General features: G+C 58.2%; 12 protein-coding genes. 9 read left to right on the top strand and 3 right to left on the bottom strand.

All coding sequences use genetic code 11. The annotated features are described in order from the left end of the window. Nucleotides 1-25: 25 nt before the first annotated feature. The gene (gene gcvH, locus FZZ90_RS04605) at nucleotides 26-415 is read right to left on the bottom strand and encodes a glycine cleavage system protein GcvH (protein WP_226424581.1); all 390 of its coding nucleotides are present in this window, start codon (nucleotides 413-415) and stop codon (nucleotides 26-28) included. A 10-nt stretch (nucleotides 416-425) separates the two neighbouring features. Beyond that, nucleotides 426-1718, bottom strand: a complete 1293-nt coding sequence (locus FZZ90_RS04610) for a methionine gamma-lyase family protein (RefSeq protein ID WP_226424582.1) — start codon at nucleotides 1716-1718, stop codon at nucleotides 426-428. A 202-nt stretch (nucleotides 1719-1920) separates the two neighbouring features. Between FZZ90_RS04610 and FZZ90_RS04615 the strand changes: the two genes are divergently transcribed. From FZZ90_RS04615 to dnaB, 3 genes are all read left to right on the top strand, one after another. Next, a complete protein-coding gene (locus FZZ90_RS04615; protein ID WP_370631037.1) occupies nucleotides 1921-2769 on the top strand; it encodes an acyl-CoA desaturase in 849 nt (282 codons plus the stop codon). A gap of 78 nt (nucleotides 2770-2847) precedes the next feature. Then, nucleotides 2848-3306, top strand: coding sequence for a 50S ribosomal protein L9 (gene rplI / locus FZZ90_RS04620; RefSeq protein ID WP_226424584.1), 459 nt, complete (start codon nucleotides 2848-2850; stop codon nucleotides 3304-3306). A 71-nt stretch (nucleotides 3307-3377) separates the two neighbouring features. Further along, nucleotides 3378-4784 (top strand): replicative DNA helicase, encoded by a 1407-nt coding sequence (gene dnaB / locus FZZ90_RS04625; protein ID WP_186514254.1) that lies wholly within the window; start codon nucleotides 3378-3380, stop codon nucleotides 4782-4784. Nucleotides 4785-4805: 21 nt separating this feature from the next. Here dnaB and FZZ90_RS04630 read toward each other — a convergent pair whose 3' ends face one another. Continuing rightward, nucleotides 4806-5663: a neuromedin U gene (locus FZZ90_RS04630; protein WP_226424585.1), complete on the bottom strand. Its 858-nt coding sequence runs from the start codon at nucleotides 5661-5663 to the stop codon at nucleotides 4806-4808. Nucleotides 5664-5838: 175 nt separating this feature from the next. On the opposite strand from FZZ90_RS04630, the gene FZZ90_RS04635 reads away from it, so the two are divergent. The 6 genes from FZZ90_RS04635 to FZZ90_RS04660 all read left to right on the top strand — a co-directional run bounded on the left by FZZ90_RS04635 (nucleotide 5839) and on the right by FZZ90_RS04660 (nucleotide 18581). Further along, entirely contained in the window at nucleotides 5839-6807 is a 969-nt protein-coding gene (locus FZZ90_RS04635; protein ID WP_226424586.1) for a helix-turn-helix domain-containing protein, read from the top strand. 95 nt (nucleotides 6808-6902) lie between these two features. Next, nucleotides 6903-12068 (top strand): Ig-like domain-containing protein, encoded by a 5166-nt coding sequence (locus tag FZZ90_RS04640; RefSeq protein WP_226424587.1) that lies wholly within the window; start codon nucleotides 6903-6905, stop codon nucleotides 12066-12068. Nucleotides 12069-12218: 150 nt separating this feature from the next. Then, a complete protein-coding gene (locus FZZ90_RS04645) occupies nucleotides 12219-15311 on the top strand; it encodes an Ig-like domain-containing protein (protein ID WP_226424588.1) in 3093 nt (1030 codons plus the stop codon). Nucleotides 15312-15350: 39 nt separating this feature from the next. Then, a complete protein-coding gene (gene mnmG / locus FZZ90_RS04650) occupies nucleotides 15351-17282 on the top strand; it encodes a tRNA uridine-5-carboxymethylaminomethyl(34) synthesis enzyme MnmG (protein ID WP_226424589.1) in 1932 nt (643 codons plus the stop codon). Between the two features lie 25 nt (nucleotides 17283-17307). After that, nucleotides 17308-17985: a pilus assembly protein PilZ gene (locus FZZ90_RS04655; protein ID WP_226424590.1), complete on the top strand. Its 678-nt coding sequence runs from the start codon at nucleotides 17308-17310 to the stop codon at nucleotides 17983-17985. Next, complete coding sequence (locus FZZ90_RS04660) at nucleotides 17982-18581, top strand: chorismate lyase (protein ID WP_226425014.1); 600 nt, start codon at nucleotides 17982-17984, stop codon at nucleotides 18579-18581. Before FZZ90_RS04655 ends, FZZ90_RS04660 begins: the two co-directional genes overlap by 4 nt. The last annotated feature ends 70 nt before the right edge of the window (nucleotides 18582-18651 follow it).

An 18651-nucleotide genomic window follows, 5' to 3' on the forward strand; every position in this document is an offset into this window, starting at 1 on the left:
TAGAAGCGACGTTCCGGCGCTGATGTCAGCCGGCGTTGACCTTGGCGCCGTAGGCATCGGCGGTCATCAAGGCATCGAGCTCAGAGGGATCCGCCGGACGCAGCACCAGCAACCAGCCCTCGCCGTGGGGATCGTTCTGCAGTTCCTCGGGACTGGCCAGCACCGCTTCATTGCGTTGCACCACCTCACCGGCAATCGGTGCATACATGTCTTCCACAGCCTTCACCGACTCCACCGATCCGAAGCTGGTGCCCTTCGCCAGGCTGGCGCCCACGTCTGGCAGATCCACAAAGACGATGTCGCCCAGCTGATCAACGGCGAAGGCACTGATGCCCACCCGCACCAGCTCACCATCGGCATTGGCGTACTCGTGGCTGTCAGCGAAGCGAAAAGAGTCGGGGAACGCGAACGCCATCGACGCAGTTTCAGGTGGTCCCAGTCTGCGGGAGATTGATCAGTCCTGCCGCATTGAGGTCACACAACGCACGGGACAGGGCCAAGCGGATGTGGGCGCGATGGGTGCCGCCCTGTACATAGAGGTTGAAGGGTTCCCGCAGCGGCGCATCAGCCGAAAATTCACTGGTGGAGCCGTCGATAAAGGTTCCACCAGCCATCACCAGATCAGAGGCATAGCCAGGCATCGAGGCAGGCACTGGATCGAGGTAGGCCCCGATCGGCGACATCGCCTGGAAGGCACGGCACACGACTTTGAGAGCATCCGGACTGCCCAGCCGCACCGCCTGGATCAAATCGCTGCGCACCGCACCCGGCAGCGGGTTCACGGGGAAGCCCAGCCGCTCAAACACCCCCGCCACCAGATCGGCGCCAATCAAGGCCTCCGAAACCATCTGCGGCGCCAGGAACAGCCCCTGCAGCACCAGCCGCTGCAGGTCAAATCCCGTGCCGCCCTCACTGCCGATCCCCGGCGCCGTCAGCCGGCAGCAGGACTGCTCCACCAGATCGGCCCGTCCTGCGATGTAGCCGCCAGTGGGGGCAATGGTGCCGCCGAGGTTCTTGATCAACGATCCAGCGATCAGATCCGCCCCAACCGCCGTTGGCTCCTGCTCCTGCACCAATTCGCCGTAGCAGTTGTCGACAAAGACAACGCAGTCGGGCTGGCGGGCATGGATGCGCTCACACAGCCCGGCGATCTGCTCAACCGTGACCGACGGACGCCAGCTGTAACCGCAGCTGCGCTGGATCAACACCATCCGGCAGGGCTGCTCCAGGGCTTGGCTCAACGCCGCCTCATCAACCGCCCCATCCGGCTGCAGATCGATTTCGTCGTAGGCAACCCCGAATTCCGCCAGGGAACCCTGGCCCTTGCCGCGAAGACCGATCACCTCCTCAAGGGTGTCGTAGGGACGGCCCGTGATTGAGAGCAGACGATCACCGGGCCGCAACACCCCGAACAGCGCAGCGGCGATGGCATGGGTGCCGCTGACGAATTGCAGGCGCACCGCTGCGGCTTCAGCCCCAAGCACCCGGGCAAAGACCCGATCCACCACCTCACGGCCCTGATCCCCGTGGCCATAACCGGTGAGCGACGCAAAGTGCTGGGTTCCAACGCGCTCGGCCGCCAGGGCCTCCAACACGCGCTGCAGGCGTTGCCCCACCGCTGCCGTCCTCGCTGCAGCCAGGTCGGCCTGATCCCGCGCCACCGCGTCGATCAGTTCCTCTGCAAACGCACTGATCACCACTTGCCTGACGGATGTCATGCCTTCCTAAACCCTGACCAAAGCCAGGATTCACAACCCGACCGAACCTCTGCTGTTTGCCAACTCCTTTAGATTTCTGTCACTAACGGCACCATCCGCTCCCTGGTTTTCCTGTCTGAGCGGCTTTGTCAATCCAAGGAGAATCCGCTTGGTTTCCTCGCAAACAGCTGACACCCGCGAGCTTCGGCAACGGGCCGCGGTGATGGCACCGCGCGACCCCCTGCCGGCGCGTCAGCGCAAATTCAAGACGGGAACCACCAGCTTCATGCTGGTGATGCACGTGCTTGCAACCGTGGCGCTGCTCCCGCGCTTCTGGAGCTGGCAGGGCGTTGTGGCCTTCGGCGTTCTCTATTGGATGACGGTTCTGGGCGTCACCCTGGGCCTGCACCGTCTGGTGGCGCACCGCAGCATGGTGGTCCCGGTGTGGGTTGAGCGCATCCTGGTGCTGATGGGCACCCTCGCCTGCCAGAGCGGCCCGATCGAATGGGTGGGTCTGCATCGCCATCACCACCGTTTTTCAGATCAGCCCACGGATCACCATGACGCTGGGCGTGGCCTGTGGTGGGCCCACAGCGAATGGATGCTGCATGACATCCCTGCCCTAAAGGAACTCGACCGCTACGCCGGCGACCTTCAGTGCGACCCCTTCTATCGCTGGCTCGACCGCTGGTTCCTGCTGCTGCAAATCCCCCTGGGCCTGGGGCTCTACTGGTTCGGTGAAGCCGCCCAGGTGCATGGCGGTGGCATTGGCCTGGTGCTTTGGGCCATCCCTCTGCGCCTTGTGGTCGTCTACCACGTGACCTGGCTGGTGAATTCCGCCACCCACGCCTTCGGCTACCGCAATTTCGATTGCCCCGACCTGTCCCGCAATTGCTGGTGGGTGGCGCTGCTCTCCTTCGGTGAGGGCTGGCACAACAACCACCACGCTCATCCGGCCAGTGCTCGCCACGGTTTGCGCTGGTTTGAGTTTGATCTCACCTGGCAGCATGTGCGCCTGCTCAAGCGGCTTGGACTGGCCAGCCGGATCCGCACAGCCCGTTATGTGCCCTGAGGCTCGAAACCATTTTCAACAACAGGCCACGTCGTAACGTGGTCGATCGCACCCGTCTCCATCCTTCGTACCGGTCCCATGCCTAAGCGTGTACAAGTCGTTCTGAATGAGGACGTCCTCAGCCTCGGCAAGGACGGAGACCTGGTGGAAGTGGCTCCCGGTTACGCCCGTAACTTCCTGCTGCCCTTCGGCAAAGCTGTGCCCCTCACCCCTGCGGTGATGAAGCAGGTGGAGCACCGCCGGGCCAAGGAAGCTGAGCGTCAGGCCGCCCTGAAACAGGAAGCCGTCGACTTCAAGACCGCCCTCTCCACCATTGGTCGCTTCACCGTGAAGAAGCAGACCGGTGAAGACAACGTGCTGTTCGGCACCGTCACCAACGGTGACGTGGCAGAAGCCATCGAAACCGCCACCAAGAAAGAGATCGACCGCCGCGACATCCTGGTGCCTGAGATCCACCGCACCGGTAAGTACACCGTGACGGTGAAGCTGCACACCGAAGTCACCGCTGAGATCAACCTGGAAGTGGTCGGCTACTGATCGCTGTCAATTGACACTCAAACGGCTCATTCGAGCCAGAGTGTGATCCCTTCGCTTCAGGCCCTGCCGCCATGGTGAGCGCCCCCCTACCAGAGAACAACGATGGGGGGCGCCGTGGTTTTGGCCAGGGCCGCCGCGACGACGAGCCCAATTTCGAGGCTCTGCCCGATTCGCTTCCGCCCCAGAACCTTGAGGCGGAGGAAGCAGTGCTGGGCGGCATCCTGCTGGATCCCGATGCGATCGGGCGTGTTGCTGATGTGCTGCAGCCGGAAGCGTTTTATCTGAACGCCCACCGTGAGATCTTCCGCACCGCCCTGATGCTGCACGGCCAGGGCAAGCCGACGGATCTCACCGCCATGAGCGCCTGGCTGGCCGACACCGGCGCCCTCGAGAAGGTGGGTGGCAACAACCGACTGGTGGAGCTGGTGGAGCGGGTGCCGTCCACCGCCTCGATCGAGCAGGTGGCCCGGCTGGTGATGGACAAGTTCCTTCGCCGGCAGCTCATCCGCTCCGGCAACGAAGTGATCAAGCTGGGCTTTGATCAGAGTCTGCCAATGGAGCAGGTGCTGGATCAAGCTGAACAGAAGATCTTTGCCATCAGCCAGGAGAAACCTTCCAAGGGACTCACCCCCACAGCCGAGATCCTCACCCAGACCTTTGAGGAGATCGAGAGCCGCTCACTGGGCACCTCAGTAGCAGGCATCCCGGTGAACTTCTACGACCTGGATGCGATGACCCAGGGCCTGCAGCGCAGCGATTTGATCATCGTGGCGGGCCGACCAGCCATGGGCAAAACCTCGATCGCGCTGAACCTGGCCAAGAACGTGGCCCAGCTGCACGACATGCCGGTGTGCCTGTTCTCCCTGGAGATGAGCAAGGAACAGCTCACCTACCGCTTGCTCTCGATGGAAGTGGGCATCGAAGCGGGCCGGCTGCGTACCGGCCGCCTGCAACAGGAGGAATGGCCGCTGCTGGGCCAGGGCATCAACAGTCTGGGGCAACTGCCGATCTTCATCGACGACAAACCCAACTCCGGCGTGCTGGAGATGCGCTCACTCTGCCGGCGGCTGATGGCCGAACAGGGGAAGGAGCTAGGGCTGGTGATGATCGACTACCTGCAGCTGATGGAAGGCTCGGGTTCTGACAACCGTGTGCAGGAGCTGTCGCGCATCACCCGGGGCCTGAAGCAGATGGCCCGGGAACTGAACGTGCCGGTGATTGCCCTCTCCCAGCTGAGCCGGGGTGTGGAGGCACGCACCAACAAACGACCGATGCTGAGCGACCTGCGGGAATCGGGCTCAATCGAGCAGGACGCCGACCTGGTGCTGATGATCTACCGCGACGAGTACTACAACCCGGAAACTCCCGACCGCGGCATCACCGAAGTGATCGTGACCAAGCACCGCAACGGTCCGGTGGGCACGGTGAAGCTGCTGTTCGAGCCGCAGTTCACCCGCTTCCGCAACTTGGCGGCCTGAGGCACGCCAACGGCCAACGCACTAGCGCGGAAACAACACCTGCCACTGGGTGCGGATCGTCCAATCGCCCAGCAGCTCCTCGCCGGCAACCGTCGGCTTCACGGCGTTGTAGTAACCCTCCAATGAAATCTGCATCGGCTGGTTCGCCAACTTGAAGGCGTAACCGAAGCCACCACCCACCGGAACAGTCCAACCTTCACCCTCCGGATGGGTCCAATCGGAGGAAATAATCGGCGATGAGGTGAAAAACCAGTTCTTGCTGAATTGGTAGCGGATCAAAGGCTGGGCAATGAAGCGATGGACCTCATCACGCTCAGGATCACCGGCAACAGACCAGATGTTGCGCATCCTGGCGCCAACGGTCCAAGGCCCACGGTGGTAGTAGCCCAAGAGGGCAGGTCCGACGGACAGCTTTCCACTGTCTGTGGGGCCATCACCTGCGGGAATCACGAGCGAAGGCCCTACACCAACGGTCCAATCAGAGCCGAGGTTGGGCACAAAGAAAGCTGTCGGGCTGACATCCGACAAGCCTGAGCGGTTGCGCTGGTTCCAACCCAGGACGAAGGGTTCGCCGAGGGGCGTCATGCCAAGCTCGGGGGACGCTGAAGGCGCCGAAACGAAGCGAAAAATCGTCCGCGTCAGAACCGTCCAATCCTCATTCAGACGGAACGGGAAGACGGGCTGGAGCTTGAGAACGTTGAGGGTGCGATCGGGATCTGCATCTGGATCAACCGAGCCCGGTGCCCATTGAACATTGGGGGTGACATTCCATTCCAGCCACAGCCGAGACGTTGATGTGATCGGATTCGGCTGCGCAACAGCCGCCTCAGCGATCAACAACGATGCTGCGAGGCCACCGAAAAGAGAACGCACGGCCATGAAACGACAATCGCTGCGATTAAAGAGATGCCAGTGTTTCAAAGCAGACGGGCGCTACCACTGCCAGCACTGACGTTCCGGCCTTGACGGGGCGAAATCGCGTACGAATCGGCTCAGCCCAGGGGAGCCTGCAACACCTGGACAGCGACAGTGATTGAGGATCTAGAACCGTTCGGTGGGTCAAATCGACAGCAGCTTTTTCAGCTGTCAGGGCTTGCAGGACCTGTTTGGGCCGCTCTCCCCTGATCTGGTGGCCCTGCAGCTGAGCCGCGGACCGTTGCTGGGTCGGCTGCGCAGCTTCCATCTGGGAGCAATTCGGTTCAATCTTCTGGAAACCAACCGAAGCCTGTTTCTCAGCGGAACCCGACGGCCAAAACCCTGCACGGTGGCCATCCCTCTGGAAAAGCCCCAGGCAACATCGCCTTATCGCGCCCAGGGCATTCCCGTGGAGTGGCCGGCCTTGATGGGATACAACCGCCACCTCACTGACTTTGATCTGAGGCTGCCCGCCGGTGCCAAGCTGGCCACGATCGTGATTGGCAAAGAGGTGCTTCTGGAGCAGCTGGACCTCCGCGGCGGAAGCCAGCGCACCCTGGAACGCTGGGAGAGCAGCAATCAACTCGAACTGCTTCCAGAGCTGCAGCAACGCTTGCGCGATCAGCTCAACCAGCTGATTCAGCGCGATGCGCAGGGATGGAATCCAGAAGACCCCGATCAACTGATCGACAGCGTGATTCGCTGCTTTGAGGAACCCATGGCACGCACCAGACCGATCGCCAAACGGGAGGCACGGCATGAGGCTGCCATCGACCTGCTGCACTGGTGCTCCAGAAACCCGATGACGCCCGTCAGCGTTGAGGAGCTCAGCGCCGAGCTGTTCCAATCGAGAACATCCTTGTTCAAAGGATCCAAGGAACATTTCGAGCAGACACCGCTTGAGCTGCAACGCTCCGTGCGCATGGATCGCGTTCGACAACTGCTGCAGGACCCAGCCCGTCGTGCCAGCCAAGGCCTCACGGGTGTTAGAGATACCGCTGCATTCATGGGCTTCACCAGCCGCAGCCACTTCGCTCGCCGGTATCAGGAGTACTACGGGGAACAACCGCAGGACACCCTCGCCAAGAGCCTGAAAGGCCGAACCTGAACAGACCGCACAAAGCACGTACGAACGGGCGCATCCCCCCCTTTAAGGAAACTTCGAAATTTCCAAAAATCGAGTGAGAACTTTCTGAGTGGTTGTTGCTGGACGAGCAGCTTTATCAAAATTGGCTGCTCCAGCTTCAGGCCTGGGCAGCGGATGGTCGCCTCTTCACAGCGGGCGTTGACGCCCTACGGCTGAAGCCAGGCCAAGCGACGGACCGGCTGAACCGCATTGCCAATCGGCTCGCAAAGGGTGATACGCGGGATCTTCCACCGATTGAGCTGTTGCCGAGCAGCGCAATGCCCGGCGCTGCTGGAGCATATGCAAAGGCGAAAAAAACGATCTATATCAACCAGAAATGGATCCAAACAGCAAATGAGATTGATGTAATCAGGCTCCTAACAGAAGAATTTGGACATCACTTAGATCATCAACTTAAAGAGAAAGATAGCCCTGGCGATGAAGGAGCCATCTTCTCCGAATACTTATTAAGCACTTATCACCAAGGCATCACATCAATCGCCCCAAAAAACTTAATCGATAAAAATGACCATGGCTGGATCAGCGTTGATGGACAGCTCCTAGAAGCAGAATTTGGAGAATGGGTCACAAACGGAGGCGTCGGGCCAACAGATGGAGATGACAATTACAACGGCGATAGCTCAGATGAAACAATCTATGGATTAGGAGGCGCCGACTTCTTAAAGGGTGGTGGCGGATCAGACTATATCTACGGCGGCGGTGGCGCTGACAAGATCCGCGGAAAATGGACAGGAGACTTAGCAGAAGCAAACAACGACTTCAATTACTTATTTGGCGGCGAAGGAAACGACACTGTCTGGGGAGCTAGCAAAAAAGACATCCTGCGTGGCGATGGAAATCAAAGCGGACAAGAATCCTCAGACAACGAGGGAAATGACGACCTCGAAGGGAATGGCGGAAATGATTTACTGACAGGCGGCAATGGCAACGATCGCCTCAATGGTGGAGGCGGCAAAGACAGGTTCGATGGCGGACCAGGGGCAGATATTATCTGGGGAGCAGCAATTTCAGCCGGGCAGAAAGAGACCGTATATCAGCATGATGGCGACTCAGTCATCTGGACAGATGCAGGAAACCTTAGAAGTAGTGCGACACTCACCAATGACGAAACAATAACATTTGGGAATGGCGTAGACGTTATTTATGACTTCAACCACGCCCAATATGACCTCTACCTACCTAACAACTCATTCAACCTCTTAAGCAGCGGAGACTCCTTAAGCGGCCTCACCATTGGTCAAAACTATTTTATTCAGGGAAGCTGGTCCCACGCTGAGTTTACGAACCAAAGCACGAACTATGACAGCAATAATTACGCCGGCTCATTCACAAGCGGAGACAGTACAAATTGGAACGAAGATTATAGCTTCCTAGTTCTTTACAACGCCCAGGCAAGCGATTTTTTCAGTTCGAGCAATACAAATTTTCTGGTTCTCGAATTTGATTACAACGCATCCAACACACGCCCGTCCGCGCATCCAACTGACATGGTTGCGGATATTGGCAGCACCAATCCACTAAAAGGGCAGAAAATTCTGATTAATGGCCCAAGTGGAAGTGCAGGCGATGGCAGCACATCCTTTTCCTTAGCGGAAAACAATTCTGCTATTCATACATTCTCAAGTACCGGCAGTTTTACAGGCACAAAATCAATTTTTTGGTCCCTAGCAGGAGGCGCAGACAAGTCACTCTTTTCCATCAATGAATCCACCGGTGCACTTTCATTTGATACTGCACCGACGTTTGGAAATAACACAGACGCCAACTCTGACGGGACTTATGAAGTTGACGTTATGGCAACCCTCGGCAACACCGGCTCTACTGCGAGTGAACGTTCAATTGATTGGGGCAGCGTTAATACGTGGCAGTCCGTTTCCATCACGATTACGGATGCCACGGCTCCCACCATCGCCATCACAGAAGACGACGCTGATGACTCCTTAAGCGCTGGCGATACATCAACGCTCACCTTCACCCTCTCAGAAGCTGCCACTGATTTCGTTGAATCCGACGTCACTGTCTCCGGTGGATCACTCTCCAATTGGACCGCTGTTTCCAGCACCGTTTACACCGCCACCTTCACTCCCACTACAGACAGCACCACCGATGGTGTGATCTCAGTTGCCAGTTCGAAATTTTCTGATGCCGCCGGCAACAACAATCTCGATGGCTCCGACGCCAACAACTCCGTCACCCTCTCCATCGACACCACCACACCGACAGTGCAATCCGTCAGCAGTTCCACCGCTGATGGCACCTACAAAGCCGGCGACGTCATCACCATCAACGTCGTCTTCTCAGAAGCCGTCACCGTCAACACCACGGGCGGCACCCCGCAACTCACCCTTGAGACCGGATCCACCGATCAGGTCGTCAACTACTCCTCGGGATCCGGTACCAGCACTCTCTCCTTTACATACACCGTCCAGGACGGCGATTCCTCGGCCGATCTCAATTACGAGACCACTTCCTCGCTCGCTCTCAACGGCGGCACCATCAAAGACGCCGCAGGCAATAACGCCACCCTCACGCTCCCGGCACTCAACGGAAGTGATTCGCTCGCTGGCAATAAGGCCATCGTCATAGCGGAATTCAGCTTCCCCGGGTTCACCGAGTTTGGCGGCAACCTCGTGCAGCCAAATCAAATCAACCTCACTGAAGACGCGCTGATTCAATACAACACCCTGCTTTCGCAAGGGCAGGAGTTGACCTATAGCTACTCACACAATCCGCCCACGGTTGGCATTCTCAGTGCTGAGGGCCAGTCAATTCTTGACAACTTAGGGACCAACTCGCTCGGCACAGCGGGTTACAACTTCGCCGAGACCTCCCCTTGGGACCTCCGCTACGTCAGCTTCGGCGGCTCGATTGGTGGCTCTGGCACCAAGTTTGCCTTGGTTGGTTGGACGGACAACAGCGCCCAACCCGGCAGAGAGGGGACCCTTGTGGGTGGTGAGTTCCGGCTTAGCTACGGCACCGACGGCTACATCCGCCTCTATTACCAAGATGTGCTGAAGCTGACTTCGGCCTCGACGTTCACGGGCGATCAGACCCTCACTCTGGTGGGGTTCGACGACCAGCCGCAAGCCAACGTCTACGTCCCCAGCAACTGGACCATTGCTCCCATCATCGCCCTGACAGCCGATGTCGCCTCTCTCAACGCTGGCGAAACCGCTTCCCTCACCTTCTCACTCTCAGAAGCCTCCACCGATTTCACTGTTGACGATGTCACCGTTTCTGGTGGCAGCCTCTCCAACTTCTCCGGGTCCGGTACCTCCTATTCCGCAACATTCACGCCAACAGCAGACAGCACAACAGACGGTGTCATTTCTGTTGGATCTGGAGTCTTCTCCAATTCAAGCGGCGCCAACAATGCTGATGGCTCGGATGCCAACAATTCCGTCACCCTCTCCGTCGACACCGTCAGGCCAACCATTGCCGTCAGCTCTGATGTCTCGTCGCTAAGCGCTGGAGAAACGGCCACCCTCACCTTCACCCTCTCGGAATCATCCACTGATTTCGTTGAGGCCGATGTCTCCATAACGGGCGGCAGCCTCTCCAACTTCTCCGGTTCCGGCAGCTCCTATTCCGCCACGTTTACGCCCACAGCTGACAGCACCACCGATGGTGTGATCTCAGTGGCGAGTTCGAAATTTTCTGATGCAGCCGGCAACAGCAATCTCGACGGCTCCGATGCCAACAACTCCGTCACCTTCACCGTTGATACCACCACCTCTCCTTCGCCTTCCCCCTCACCATCTCCGTCTCCGTCGCCCAGCCCTTCACCGACACCGACACCGTCTCCAACACCCACTCCAACATCAACCATCGGAACCGCTCCGCCAGGCATCACCCTCAACCAAACCGGCACCACTGGCGATAGCGGACATCTCCTCACCACAGAACAGGGAGACTCCTCATCCTTTGATGTCTGCCTCGATGCTCAGCCCACGGGCACCGTCACCGTCCAACTCACCGGCCTCGATGCAACGGAAGGCTCCCTCAGCATCAACAGCCTCAGCTTCTCGCCAGACAATTGGAAAACACCCCAACAGGTGATCGTCTCAGGCCTAAGCGATGACAGACGCGATGGAGACATCACCTACACCCTGACCGCCAAAGCCCAACCCGGCGGTGGGTATACCGGCACAGAATCCACATCGATTTCGATCACCAATCAAGACCACAACAAAAGCGATCTCTATCTCCTCCTCGACACCTCCACATCGATGCGCCATAGAGGGGGCAAAAGCCGGCGCAAATTCCAATCGCTGCTGGCCCTTGAAGCCTTCTCAAACGACGCCGAACGTGCTGGCTATCAATTTCAACACCGCAGCAACAAAACCACAATTACAGCAACACAATTACTGCAAAAACTGGCCAAGCAATCCAGCAGTCGCGCCATCAAAGAGCTCAACAACTACACCATCATCGATAATCCCAACGACGGGAAAGATGCCGAGGATCTCGAAACTCATCTGATCACTTACAACTACCACGTTCAACACAACAGCTTCACACTTTCGCGCAGCAACCCCAGCAGCGGCATCGACACGATGCAATCCATCCTGAGCCTCAAGATGGCAGGCGAGGGGTTTGGCAACTCAATCAAAAACAACAGCCACTGGAAAGCACTGGGCCTCCCCAAGCCCAATCGCAACGACCTCTATCGGGGCAACAAGCGCAACCCATCCAACCTCTATGCCGGCACCGAGTTGCTCGGTGCTTTGGAAGGGCTCGACCATCTCCTGACCCAAAAAGCCAACGACCCCAACCGACGCGATCAATCCACCTCCATCGCCCTCGTACTCCATGGCCGCCCCGAACGGCGCAGCTGGTGGGACACCAGAACCAATTCCGCCTCCGACTCCATCACCGGCCTGGCCATCCCTCTTCCCGAAAGCCTCGGCAAAGAAGACATCACCACCTCAGGCCTGCTGTACGACAACAAGGGCAACCCGCACTTTTTCAAAAACAACCAGGACCAATGGCAGTGGAAAGAGATGCAAAACGACCTCAATGCCGCCCTAGATCGCCTAGCTGATCTATCCACTGATTCCACAACAATTCAAGTCAACGCCTACGGGCTGAACGACACCGACAGCACCTCCCTCGACGCCACCTATCAAGACCTCTTCTCCAACCAAAGCTTCGATAACACCTCTGGCAGCTGGAGCTACGCCCACCAAACCATCCAATCCCTCCAAGACCTCAATCTCTAAGAAATCAACCCAAGGCTGGTACAAATCGAGCATATTTTTCGCCCCCACCGCTGGTACAAATCGAGCATTTTTATCACCTCCCTCATTTAGGGGAGGTGATTGCACTCAGTAAAGACTCAGAATATTTTCACTCAGTAGAAGCCTTTAAACGTGGAAGCTCTGACCCGCGGATGGACAGCAGTCAAAAGCAGCGGCGTCGCAAGATCACCAAGATGCTTCCAGCGGCCAAGCAAAGGCCGAAAGCACGCAAAAAGCCAAGGTTTCCACGAAAGGAGACCCAAAAGCATCAAGGAAAACCGAAGCAATCGCCTTGTCGCGGCATGCCCGAATGCCAGAGACATCGAATGGCTGAACCACAACAGCCTTGAAGCAATCACATGGCTGCCAGCGAATCCTCTTGAAAGAATTAGCGAAGAACTAGAGAGCAGAGAAACAAGAGGGTTCAAAACAAATCTGCTGCACATTGTTGCCCACGGCAGCAATGGTGCGATCAAGCTTGGCGACACCCTGCTCACCAAGGAGTATTTAGAAGATTCGGCCCATCTTCTCCAAACCTGGGGGCTTCATTCAATCTATCTGTGGAGCTGCGAATCAGGACAAAATACAGAACTCATCGAAACACTAGGTGAACTCACAGGCGCTGATGTTTTTGCAAGCAGAAGTGAGATCAGCAGAGAACATCCCAACCTTTCATCGCTCACAGGAAAGGAAGCCGGCCTTGAGGCACTGATTGGCCAAGCAAAGCTTAAACAATGGAGCGGAAAACTAGCCAGCACACAAGTTCTTGATGCCAACTATCAACCACTTGTTTTTGATCACACCAACTACAACACATCCTTCAACAATCCGAATGGAAGCTTGGACTCAGGGGATGCAACCCTCTTTAAAAATGTAATCACAATTGGCGGCCAAGCAGTTGACGCGCTTTACACACTTCAGAGTATTGATTCAGGCTTAGACCTCGACAAACTCGACGATGGGGGAGTTGACAGCGATTACATATCAACTGATATGTCCTCACTTGGCGGAACGAAATCAGCAACCGCCACGATTAGCTTCTATGAAGCCGAGACATACACGGGAGCTGGAACAGGCAATCGAGTTACCCTGGAAAATGTTGTCATCAATACTTACGACATTGACATTTATCAGTTTCAAGTCTTCAAAGGCTTTCAATCATATGAGTTAGCTAACACCACAGGACTTGATGTTGTCGTTCAGGACGACGGATCAGTCATGTTTGACGATGGCGATCCTTACCAAGTGACGTTCGGCACAGAGGATGCAGGGCGAGCACGTATTTATTACGACGCGATAGATACGTTTGAAATAAAGATGGGCTCCGACAACGGGGGGCTTATCTACTTTTATTTAGACTTCCAGCAAGGCCCTGCATGGACTGGCGATACAACAACAGCAGATACACCAGCAGCAAACTTCACCTGGAGCACCCGCAATTTAACTGAAGCATCAGCCAATGTTGGCTCGTTCACTGAAACAGCCACCATTACCTTTAACAATCCAGGGACAACAATATTTGCTGGATCCAATGGCGACACGATCACCCACACCGCAACAAATGTTCCAGCCGGTCTCACCACTGTCGTCACACGAGCATCCGACACAACAGCAACAATATCGGTTACAGGGAATGCAACCAATCACACAACATCCGATGACTTAAGCAACATCGAGCTGGAATTTGAAAACAGCGCATTTGTTGTGGGCTCAGTGGGCGCAAGCTCAATTACTGATGCGCGAATCACCAATTTCGGCCTGAGCTTCATTGATGGGGACACCACACGGCCCACCATCGCCATCACCGATGACGATGACGACAACTCCCTGAGCGCTGGTGATACTTCCTTAATCACCTTCACCCTTTCCGAGGCTTCCACCGATTTCGTTGAGGCTGACGCCACCGTTACTGGTGGATCTCTCTCCAACTGGACTGCTGTCTCCAGCACCGTTTACACCGCCACTTTCGCACCAACTGCAGACAGCACCACCAACGGCGTCATTCATGTCGCCAACGACAAATTCTCAGATGCTGCTAGCAACACCAACCAAGACGAAAACGACGCCAACAACACCGTCACCTTCACGGTCGATACGACAAGTCCATCCCCCTCGCCTTCTCCTTCGCCTTCTCCTTCTCCTTCTCCTTCTCCTTCTCCTTCTCCCTCACCATCTCCAGAGCCCAGCCCAGAAAAAAGCGATCTCTATCTCCTGCTGGATACCTCCACGTCCATGCTCCACAGCGAGGGAAAAGATCACAGCAAATTTCAATGCCTGCTTGCACTAGAAGCCTTCGCGAAAGATGCCGAAAGATCTGGATACCAGTTTCAACACCGCGATACCAACAACAGCGTCACCTCGAAACAGTTACTTCAAACACTCGCCAATCAAACCAGCGCACAGTCGATCAAAGAACTCGATAATTACACCATCATTGACAATCCCAACGATGCAAAAATTGCTGATGATCTCGAGCTTCACCTGATCACTTACAACTATCACGTTCAACACAACACTTTCACCCTATCCCGCACAAACCCCAACAGCGGCATCGGCACGATGCAATCCATCCTGGCTCTCAAAATGGCAGGGGAAGACTTCGGCAACTCAATTCAAAACAACAGCAAATGGAAAGAACTTGGCCTGCCTGACCCCAACCGCTACGACCTCCACAAGGGCCGATCGGACAGGCCGTCCAACCTTTATTCCGGCACCGAATTGCTTGGTGCCTTGGAAGGGCTCGACTACCTCCTAACCAACAAAGTCAACGACGCCGACCGGCGCGATCAATCCACCAAAATCTCCCTGTTTCTCGATGGGCGGCCTGAAAGGCGCAGCTGGTGGGACACCAGAACCAATTCAGCCTCGGATTCCATCACTGGCCAGGCCATTCCGCTCCCCGAAAGCCTCGGCAAAGAAGACATCACCACCTCAGGCCTCCTCTACGACAACGAGGGCAACCCGCACTTTTTCAAAAACAACCAGGGCGAATGGCAGTGGAAGGAGATGCAAAAAGACCTCAATGCCGCCCTCGATCGTCTGGCCGATTACTCAACAGATCCCACCAAGATCCAGGTCAACGCCTACGGCCTGAACAACACCGACAGCACCTCCCTCGCCAACACCTATCAAGACCTCTTCTCCAACCAAAGCTTCGATAACACCTCTGGCGGCTGGAGCTACGCCCACCAAACCATCAACTCGCTGCAGGACCTCAATCTTTAAGCCAACTCAGGTGCGTCTCCAGAGCCGGATAATGAAGCCATGAGCTTCAACGCCGCCCCCACCGAATCCTTCGACGTAATCGTGGTCGGCGGCGGCCATGCCGGTTGTGAAGCGGCGATCACCGCCGCCCGGTTGGGCCTGAACACCGCCCTGTTCAGCCTCAACCTCGATCGCATCGCCTGGCAGCCCTGCAACCCAGCCGTCGGCGGCCCTGCCAAAAGCCAGCTCGTCCATGAAGTGGACGCCCTCGGTGGAGTGATCGGGCGCCTGGCTGATGCCACCGCCATCCAGAAGCGCATCCTCAACGCCAGCCGCGGCCCGGCGGTATGGGCCCTGCGCGCCCAAACCGACAAGCGCCTCTATTCCCGCCAGATGCTGCAACTGCTGCAGCACACCCCCAACCTCGCCCTGCGCGAGGCGATGGTGACCGGCCTGGAAACCACCGGTGATGCCGATCAGCAGCGCATCACCGGCATCCGCACCTATTTCGGCAGCGTCTACGGCGCTGAAGCGGTGATCCTCACCGCCGGCACCTTCCTGGGCGGCCGCATCTGGGTGGGGCATCAATCAATGGCCGCCGGCCGCGCTGGTGAACAGGCCGCTGAAGGGCTCACCGAAGCGCTGCAGCAACTCGGCTTCCAGACCGACCGGCTCAAAACCGGCACCCCCGCCCGTGTCGACCGGCGCAGCATCGCCCTCGATCAATTGGAGGAGCAGCCCAGCGATGCGGCCGATCGCTTCTTCTCCTTTGACCCGGCCGCCTGGGTAAGCGGTGAGCAGATGAGCTGCCACATCACCCGCACCACCGCCGAAACCCATCAGCTGATTCGCGACAACCTGCACCTCACCGCCATCTACGGCGGTGTGATCGACAGCAAAGGCCCGCGCTACTGCCCCTCCATCGAAGACAAAATCGTTCGCTTCGCGGACAAGGACAGCCACCAGATCTTCCTCGAGCCGGAGGGGCGCGACACGCCAGAGATCTATGTGCAGGGCTTCTCCACCGGCCTGCCGGAACCGATCCAACTGCAACTGCTGCGCAGCCTGCCGGGCCTGGAGCAGGCCGTGATGCTGCGGCCGGCCTATTCAGTGGATTACGACTACTTGCCCGCTACCCAGCTCAAGCCATCCCTGGAGACCAAGCGGGTGCGCGGCCTGTTCAGCGCCGGCCAACTCAATGGCACCACGGGCTATGAGGAAGCCGCCGCCCAGGGCCTGGTGGCCGGCGTCAACGCCGCCCGGCTGATCGGCGGCCAGGAGCCGGTGCACTTCCCCCGTGAAGGCAGCTACATCGGCACGATGATCGACGATCTGGTGAGCAAAGATCTGCGCGAGCCCTACCGGGTGCTCACCAGCCGCAGTGAATACCGCCTGATCCTGCGGGGTGACAACGCCGACCGCCGCCTGACGCCGTTGGGCCGTGAGCTAGGCCTGATCGACGATCGCCGTTGGCAGCTGTTCGAAGACAAGCTCCAGGCGATGGAGGGCGAAAAGCAGCGGCTGGAAACCGTGCGGCTCAAGGTGAGCGATCCGGTGGCCCCGGCGGTGGAAGAGGAAACCGGAGCCGCGATCAAGGGCTCGATCACCCTGGCCGACCTGCTGCGCCGGCCAGGCATACACGCCGCCGATCTGGTGCGCCATGGCCTGGCCGACGCCGATCTGCCCCTGCCCGTGCGCGAGGGCGCCGAGATCGACATCAAATACAGCGGCTACCTGCAACGCCAGCAGCAGCAGATCGATCAGGTGAAACGCCAGAGCCAGCGCAAGCTGCCGTCCGATCTCAACTACGCCGGCATCGGCACCCTCTCCAATGAAGCCCGCGAAAAGCTCACGGCCATTCAACCCAGCACCCTGGGGCAAGCCAGCCGCATCCCCGGCGTCAGCAAGGCCGACATCACCGCCCTGTTGATGTGGCTGGAACTGCAGCAAAGGGAACGCCAAACCCTCGCCCCAACCGCAGAAGCTCGATAGCGTTGGCGTCCTGAAACGTCTGTCCGTGTCAGCCCGGGTTCCCACCTCACGTGCCTACTGGAACCTGCGGGCCGAGCAGGTGATGGACCAGGTGTTCGACGGTGAGACGGCAACCGCCCCCAGCCAGCCGCACCTGGTGCCGGTGGATGTGGCTGTGCACGAACCAACCAGCAAACCAACCGAACCAAGCGAGCGCCGCTCCCCCTCCGCTTGGATGCTGCCGCTGATCAGTGGCATCGCCGTTGCCGGGGTGATCTGCAGCGCTTGGCTGGTGAGCAACCTGCAGCGCTCCCGCCTGGAGCTGGAACGGCAGCAAAGCGCAGCCCTGATCGAGCAGCTGCGCGAGCAGGTGGCTGCCCAGGAAACTCGTGCAGAAGAGAAGGTTTCACCCGAGGAGGCATCCGTAGCGCTCCAAAGCCTCGAACCGTTGACCGTGCCGATCCAACAGCCCTTGACGGTTGAACCGCTGGGCAGGGATCAGGCATTGGCGCCGATGGGGCCCATCCCCCAACTCACCGGTGTGGTGAAGGGCCCTGGTGGCAGCAGTTCCGCCATTTTTCAACTGGGACAGGGATCGGTGTCCGCCGGCATCGGTGAAGCGATCGGCAGCAGCGGTTGGGTGCTCACCGATGTCACCGACAGCGGTGCCGTGATCAGCCGCAACGGTCAACGCCAAACCCTCTCTGTGGGAGGACTGTTCTGAACCCCACCCCGCGTCTTCACCCATCACCGCACCAGCTCTGGCAAGCCCCCACCAATGCGGTGCTCTCAGCGGAGGGGCCGCGTCAATTGCCCGGCCCCTGGCGGCTGATGTTGCTGGGCGATGGCAGCCCGACCCGCCACCTGCGCTTGCTCACCGGTTCGCCCGTTGCCGTGGATCTAATCGCCATGGAGGCCGACCAGACCGACCACCCCGGGGCACCTGAGGAGGTGAATGAATTGATGGCACCGCTGCTGCGGCGCCAGGTGTGGCTGACCTGCGGCGGCACCCCGCTGGCCTGGGCCGAGAGCTGGTGGAACCAAGCCGAAGCGGATTGGCACCTGCGGGACCGCAACCAGCCGATTTGGAAAAGCCTCACCGAAGGACGTTCCGAGTTGTTCCGTGAGGTGGATGGATTAGCGCTGGTGGAGGGGGATTGGCTGGACCAGACCTTTGGCTATCGAGGCCCCTACTGGAGCCGCCATTACCGCTTCTTCCGCCAGGGCAAGGCCCTGACCGTGATTCGCGAAGTGTTCAGCCCGCAACTCGAAACCTGGCTCGGGCCCACACTGCGCCAGGAGTTTCAACAAAATTCATGAACAAACCTGCGGGTTTGTTGGGATTTGCTCTTGACAACTTGCCATTGCTTGTGCTCTCAGGAAGATGTGG

The organism is Synechococcus sp. MU1617, from assembly GCF_020514235.1.
Classification (GTDB): domain Bacteria; phylum Cyanobacteriota; class Cyanobacteriia; order PCC-6307; family Cyanobiaceae; genus Parasynechococcus.